General features: G+C 40.8%; 6 protein-coding genes. All 6 read left to right on the forward strand.

Annotated elements, in window-relative coordinates:
* Positions 1-140: 140 nt before the first annotated feature.
* The 6 genes from HN459_03130 (at position 141) to HN459_03155 (ending at position 6,646) form a co-directional block, all read left to right on the forward strand.
* A complete protein-coding gene (locus HN459_03130) occupies positions 141-1,175 on the forward strand; it encodes a hypothetical protein (GenBank protein ID MBT3478434.1) in 1,035 nt (344 codons plus the stop codon).
* Positions 1,176-1,303: 128 nt separating this feature from the next.
* Entirely contained in the window at positions 1,304-2,413 is a 1,110-nt protein-coding gene (locus HN459_03135; GenBank protein MBT3478435.1) for a hypothetical protein, read from the forward strand.
* 28 nt (positions 2,414-2,441) lie between these two features.
* A complete protein-coding gene (gene ispG / locus HN459_03140) occupies positions 2,442-3,515 on the forward strand; it encodes a flavodoxin-dependent (E)-4-hydroxy-3-methylbut-2-enyl-diphosphate synthase (protein MBT3478436.1) in 1,074 nt (357 codons plus the stop codon).
* A gap of 1 nt (position 3,516) precedes the next feature.
* On the forward strand, positions 3,517-3,957 hold the full coding sequence (locus HN459_03145) for a hypothetical protein (GenBank protein MBT3478437.1): 441 nt from the start codon (positions 3,517-3,519) through the stop codon (positions 3,955-3,957).
* 367 nt (positions 3,958-4,324) lie between these two features.
* Entirely contained in the window at positions 4,325-5,863 is a 1,539-nt protein-coding gene (locus tag HN459_03150) for a YifB family Mg chelatase-like AAA ATPase (protein MBT3478438.1), read from the forward strand.
* A gap of 66 nt (positions 5,864-5,929) precedes the next feature.
* Entirely contained in the window at positions 5,930-6,646 is a 717-nt protein-coding gene (locus HN459_03155) for a hypothetical protein (protein MBT3478439.1), read from the forward strand.
* The last annotated feature ends 88 nt before the right edge of the window (positions 6,647-6,734 follow it).

Here is a 6,734-nt window from a genome sequence, read left to right on the forward strand (position 1 = left end):
AAAGTCTGAATCATTTAGCTTTTTGTTTGTATCTTTTCTTTGGGTCATGGCTTTTCTCCTTTTATTTGATTCTTGTCAAAACAAATTTAAGAAAAAACTGTGACCCCTTTTTTAAAAGTACAGAAAATTAAGGACATAACTTGAAAAATTTTAAAACTAAATCCATATTATTATTGTCATTGTCGCTATTTCTAATTCCCGCCTGTGAAGATACGGGCGATGAACCCAATCGCCCAGAAGAATTGGTGGGATCGTGGGCAATCACAGATGCGGACGGTGTAATAATTATCGGCTCAAATGTTTCCCAAAAAGGGGCGAATATGTTCGCCAAAGGACAATCCTCCATTAATCTATATGGTACACACAATGCTGAGTTGGCCTATATGATTGTGAACCTTGACGGTGAAGACGAAGATGAAGATGGGCCAGATGTTATCTTGTCAAATAGATCCATTTGGGAAATGGATGAGGAAAATCCAACATATCCTATGATCTACGGATTTGTGGATGAGGATGATATGACCGGAGAAAAGGCACTTGGTCTCCAAGTTATGTTAAGCAAAACTGAGGGTGGTCTGTATATAGGTACTTCCGATTATGTGTTGGACTCTCTCAACTTCAGTTTAACCATTTCTTCCGATACAGCCTATGCCAGAAACATGTCTACGGGCCTATTGGATTCCTCAAAATACTACATTGCTGATGGCACCTTTCAAGCAGCCACTTTTACTGTAAATGCATCCGATTCTGTTGTGGTAGATTTCCCTTTGATTGTTCAAGGTATTAAAGAGGAACAAATACAAATGGATTTGCGAGCAAACGGTGATGTCACCCATTATTTTACCGATGAGTTTGGGCAGGGTGAAGATCATGGTGAATGGTATACCACTGATGAGAATGTATTGGTAATGATAATGGATCTTGAGGGGAAAATTGATACACTTGCTTTTCCTTATGTTGTAAATGGAACAGATTTAACATTAATCATGAATATGGATGCTTGTGAATTCTTTGGCGATTTTTTCGATGACAATGAGATGGGAGCCGCCGCGAAATTCATGAATCCTCCGGACTGTTTTGATCCCATTGAAATGATGTTTTTACTCCAAGAAAATTCTGTCACTAGTGCGCGGATGAAGGCTAATATGTACTTCGTCAAAGCGGTAGCAAAATAATATAATATTGCCATGCATGGATTTCCACTCCAAGGCTCCCCTCCTTAAAAAAGAGTGGAAATAGGGGCGGTTTACAATGAAAGTAAATCATCGCTGATTTATAATAAATTCTCCTAATTTATAGACCAATGAAACGTCGCATTATATTCCTTTCTCTATTTTCAATCCTCTTTGCTCAACGCCCTGGGGATGCTGCCGTTCGTGCGGGGGTAGATGCATTTTATAATTACGAATTTGACCGAAGTATAGAAATTCTGACTCAAGCTCGAAAAGATTACCCTAATCATCCCGGTGTTCATGTCACATGGGCGGCAGCCCATTGGCGGCGCAATGAGGCGCACCTTCCCCAAAATGAGATTTATGCAAACCTTGATGAAAACCTTGATGGAATCGAAATGATTTATGATTCACTGCTGGCGGTCAATCCAGACCATCCTGAATATATGCTTTATAGTGGTACTGCTCGTGGGTTGAAAGCACGCATCCTTTTGGGACAGAAAAAATGGATTCCCACATTGATTTCAGCTTACAGAGGATTTCGCGTAATCCAGAAAGCATTGGACAAAGATCCATATCTCACGGATGCATATTTACCCATTGGTATTGTTGAATACTATGCGGGCTTGAGCAATATCCTTGTTAAGGCAGGGGCAGGAATGTTTGGATTGGATGCATCTCGAGAAGAGGGGATTCGCAAGATTGAGGTGGCTGCGACAAATAGTCCATGGGCCAATACTGAAGCCATGAGTATCCTTTCATTCATTTACCAATTTTCAGATATAAATAATGAACGTGGACTGGAAGTGAGCCGAATACTGGCAGAAAAATATTCCGGTAATTTTGATTTCCAAGTCCATTATACGGGCAGTTTGTTGCAAAATGGACAATTAAAATTAGCTGAAAAAGAATTGAACCGTCTCAATGAACAATTGCCCAAATTAACCCAACGGCATCAAAAATGGTTTACGTCATATTTAAATTATGTTTGGGGACATTATTATTTCCTAAAGGGTGAAGACGACAAAGCGTTGGGTTTCTTTAATAAATGCATCGATTTATATGATGCGGAATTGGATGCAATCTTGGCCAACGCCTATCTATTAAAAGGACAAATTCACGATAAAAAGCATCAGCGAATGAAAGCTGTGATTGCTTATAGAAAATGTATCAAACTTGATAACTATACTTATGCAATTATATTAGCAAAACAATATTTGGATGAACCATTCCAAGGTTAGTCCGTTGTAATTTTCGGCCCTTAAAATTATGATGAAACGCAGAAAAACCAGAGAAGTTAAAGTCGGTAACCTCATTGTTGGTGGCGAACATGCCGTATCGGTACAGTCCATGACAACCACCAAAACCCATGATGTAACAGCAACTTTGAAAGAAGTGGAACGACTGGAAGAAGCGGGATGTCATATTATTCGAATTACAGTTCCCGATCAGCCTGCTGCAGATGCGCTTTATGAAATTAAAAAGCGAATGAATGTACCCTTAGTGGCGGATATCCATTTTAATTACCGCATGGCTTTAGAAGCGGTGGATGCTGGCGCGGATAAGATTCGTATCAATCCAGGAAATATAGGTGGTAAAAAACGGGTAAAAGAAGTTTTGGATAAGGTGAAGGGGGCAAACCTTCCCATCCGGATTGGTGTAAATGCGGGCAGTCTCGAAAAAGATTTGATTGATAAATATGGCTATCCCACTGCAGAAGCTATGGTAGAAAGTGCCAAACGCCATATTGACATTTGTAATGAACATGATTTTGAAGATATTATTGTTTCTCTAAAAGCGTCTGATGTAAATCTCATGATGGCCTCTTACGAATTATTTTCTGAACAATATGATTATCCACTTCATCTGGGAGTGACAGAAGCGGGACCGACAAAATCTGGTTCTATCAAATCATCTGTGGGTATCGGTACATTATTGGCCAAAGGGATTGGGGATACGATTCGCGTGAGTTTGACCGATGATCCAGTGGAAGAAGTACGGGTTGGATTTGAAATTTTGAAATCCTTGGGATTAGCCAGCAAAGGTGTTACTATTGTGGCCTGCCCAACATGTGGCCGGTTAGAAGTTGACCTCTTCAAAATTGCCGGTGAAATGGAAGAAAAGCTCCAAAATGTAAAAACACCCATGACATTGGCGTTGATGGGATGCGCCGTAAATGGGCCAGGAGAAGCGACTCACACAGATCTTGGAATCGCCTTTGGTAAAGGGGCTGGACATTTGTATTATCAGGGTGAAAATCGTGGTAAGGTTTCGGAAGATGAGGCCATTGATAAGTTGGAAGAGATGATTTCAGAATTCGAAACATCACAACAAGAAGACTAATATGAAATTTGTATTAACACTGATTTGCACCTTAATGCTTTTGCCGGCACAGGAAAAGAAAAAAGATCCTGTACCGAATGCGATTGCTGTTTATTGGAAAACTTTAGAACCTAACGAAAAAGAAATATTTTTATTCTCTTATCTCACACAAGTATATGATACTCACCAAGGAATGATCAAAGATTTGGGTTATGGGGATGTGACCTCTTGGTATTACGACAACAAAGCTGAACTTATTTATGGTATTTTTGATCAAGTGAATCAATCGGGAATGCAAGAGTTTATCGGCTGGATTGACGAATATTTTACTCATGAAGAATTCACCGGGAATTCCTTTGATGATGCATTATCGTTCGCATTTCGCTTTCAACAAGCAGCGGGAGAGACTATTTGGGAGAAATACGAAAACCTCAAATACGGGAAGATTAAGCCGAAAAACTAATGTCTTTCTATCGCCCAAAATTCATTAATAAATGGCGAGATATAAAAAGAGAAGGGGGCTATAAACTCCTCATGAAGAAGAGGGGCTTTCAAGTGATCGTTGCCTTTTTCCTTTTTTATCTCATTCGCGATTCAATCCTCTACATTATTATCCCTTATTTAGGATATACATCCCTAAAAGGCTGCTTCTAAATAATCCCCTTTTTTGCAGGGATTTTCCTGTATCTACCATCTATTTTAATTCCTTGACCTGAGATACCATAGGTGACCAAATTCTACAAGCTATGAATTAATAGTTGGTATGTATAATATGGAATTAATAATAAAATGAAATGCTGTTTAATTAATAATTTAGCATATGGGTTTTAATGCCCGCTAAAGTTCTAAGCAGTGCAATTCTTGGAATTGACGCCTATGTGGTGGATGTAGAGGCCAGTCTATCTGGGGCCAAGCTACCGCGCTTTATTACGGTGGGATTGCCAGAAGGGGCGGTGAAAGAAAGTAAAGAACGGGTCACCGCCGCCATTAAAAACTCAGGATTTAAATTCCCTCGAAAACATGTGACAATAAACCTGGCCCCGGCGGATATTCGCAAAGAAGGCTCCGCATTCGATTTGCCCATCGCCATCGGAATCCTCGCTGCCATGGGTTATGTCCAAAAAGAATATTTAGATAAACTCATGATGTTGGGCGAACTAGCATTGGACGGAACACTCCGCCCGGTTAAAGGCGCATTGCCCATTGCCATTTGCGCTCGAGATAAGGGCATTAAAGGTGTTATCCTTCCAGAAGAAAATTCCCGTGAAGCAGGCATTGTGGATGAAGTGAAAGTTGTGGGCGCAAAATCGCTCATGGAAGTGGTGCAAATCCTTAATGACGAAATTGAAAAAGAACCGATTGTTGTGGATCGCCAAGAATTATTTCGCTCCAATCTCCATTATCAATTGGACTTTACTGATGTAAAAGGACAGGAGCATGTGAAGCGTGCGCTAGAAGTAGCCGCCGCCGGTGGTCATAATCTCATTATGATCGGTCCACCGGGGAGTGGTAAAACCATGTTATCAAAACGGATTCCTACCATTCTTCCAGACCTCACTTTAGAGGAGGCATTGCAAACGACTAAAATTCATTCTGTGGCAGGCGTTATGTCTCAAGGAGAGGGAATCATTGCAACAAGGCCGTTTCGGTCTCCACACCACACCATTTCTGATGCTGGGCTTATTGGCGGTGGCGCCATTCCACGGCCGGGAGAAGTGAGTTTGTCTCACAATGGTGTTCTATTCTTGGACGAATTACCGGAATTTAAAAAGAATGTATTGGAGGTTATGCGTCAGCCATTGGAGGATGGCATGGTCACTATTGCCCGCGCCGCAGTGAGTTTGAGTTATCCTTCGCGATTTATGCTAGTGGCGGCCATGAATCCATGTCCCTGCGGCTATGCCACGGATGCTCACAATGAATGCAGTTGCACATCGCAGATGATTCAAAAATACATGAGCCGAATTTCAGGACCGTTGCTAGATAGAATTGATATTCACGTAGAAGTGCCGGCGGTGCCATTTACGGAGTTGGCCGATCGCGATCCTGGGGAGCCATCCAAAGCTGTGAAAAAGCGGGTGCAAGGGGCGAAGGAAGTACAGTTGAATCGCTATAAGGGTGCGCCAATATATGCCAATTCACAGATGGAATCGAATGATCTGAAAAAATATTGTCAATTATCAAAAGAGGCGGGCGAATTATTAAAAGCAGCTATGGATAAACTGGGTCTATCCGCCCGTGCATATGATCGAATATTGAAGGTATCAAGAACGATTGCCGATTTGGATCATGCGAAAGATATAGATACCACCCACCTGAGCGAAGCAATTCAATACCGGAGTTTAGATCGGCAATTGTGGTTGGGGTGATTAATAATTATTAATTAATAATTATTAATTTATAATTAACTTCTCAACTGGTAAGTACTCAAACCAATGACCACGACGGACTATAAATCACTTCCTCAAGCCAAAGCACTTTTGGATCATCTTCATTCCATGAACCCGGGATTTGACATTGAAATCATTCAACCCAAAAAGCGTTGGCCGGATATTGCAGTGCGTAAATCTCCTGAAGTTATGGATATTATTCGTCAGCATCATGCTGTATCCAAAAATGGTTTAGGGAATGACATTGGCTTGGATGCCTTTGTCCACCGCAATCGGGATGCGGATCTATGGATTCATATACTTGATGAGAATAAAAATATTATCGGTTTTTCTATCAATGAAGGCTACGAGGTTGAGAAGAAGATAGTTAATTATTTTCGCGTAACCATCTTTAATAAGGATATCCAAAAGTTAGGTATATATCCTTTGCTTAATGAATTAAAGGTAACTATTCTTCCTGCTGATATATTTTTAGTCCGCACTCAAAACCCTGTGGTGTATAAATATTTTACCCAAATGTGTGAAATGCGAGGACTCTTAGTTTCCCCAATGGCCAATTTTATTAATCCTGCTGCAGTAGATATTGCGCGCTGGCTTATTCCTGAAGTAGATGTTTATTCAGTGCAACATTCTGCGATGGATGGCGAAGCGCTGATAGATACACCAAAACCGCCTACAGAGCATGCGCCTATCTGGGACCGGATGTATATTTCTAAAGGTGATATGGTTGTAATATTGGGCTACCCGGAACTATTCAAATGAAATTAATCTGCAAATTAATTACCATTATTTCTGTCCTCGTATTCATCTGGAGTTGTGAAACGCCCGAAAGTTTAGAACCGGTATCCGG

This window comes from Candidatus Neomarinimicrobiota bacterium, assembly GCA_018647265.1.
In the GTDB taxonomy this organism is placed as follows: domain Bacteria; phylum Fidelibacterota; class Marinisomatia; order Marinisomatales; family TCS55; genus TCS55.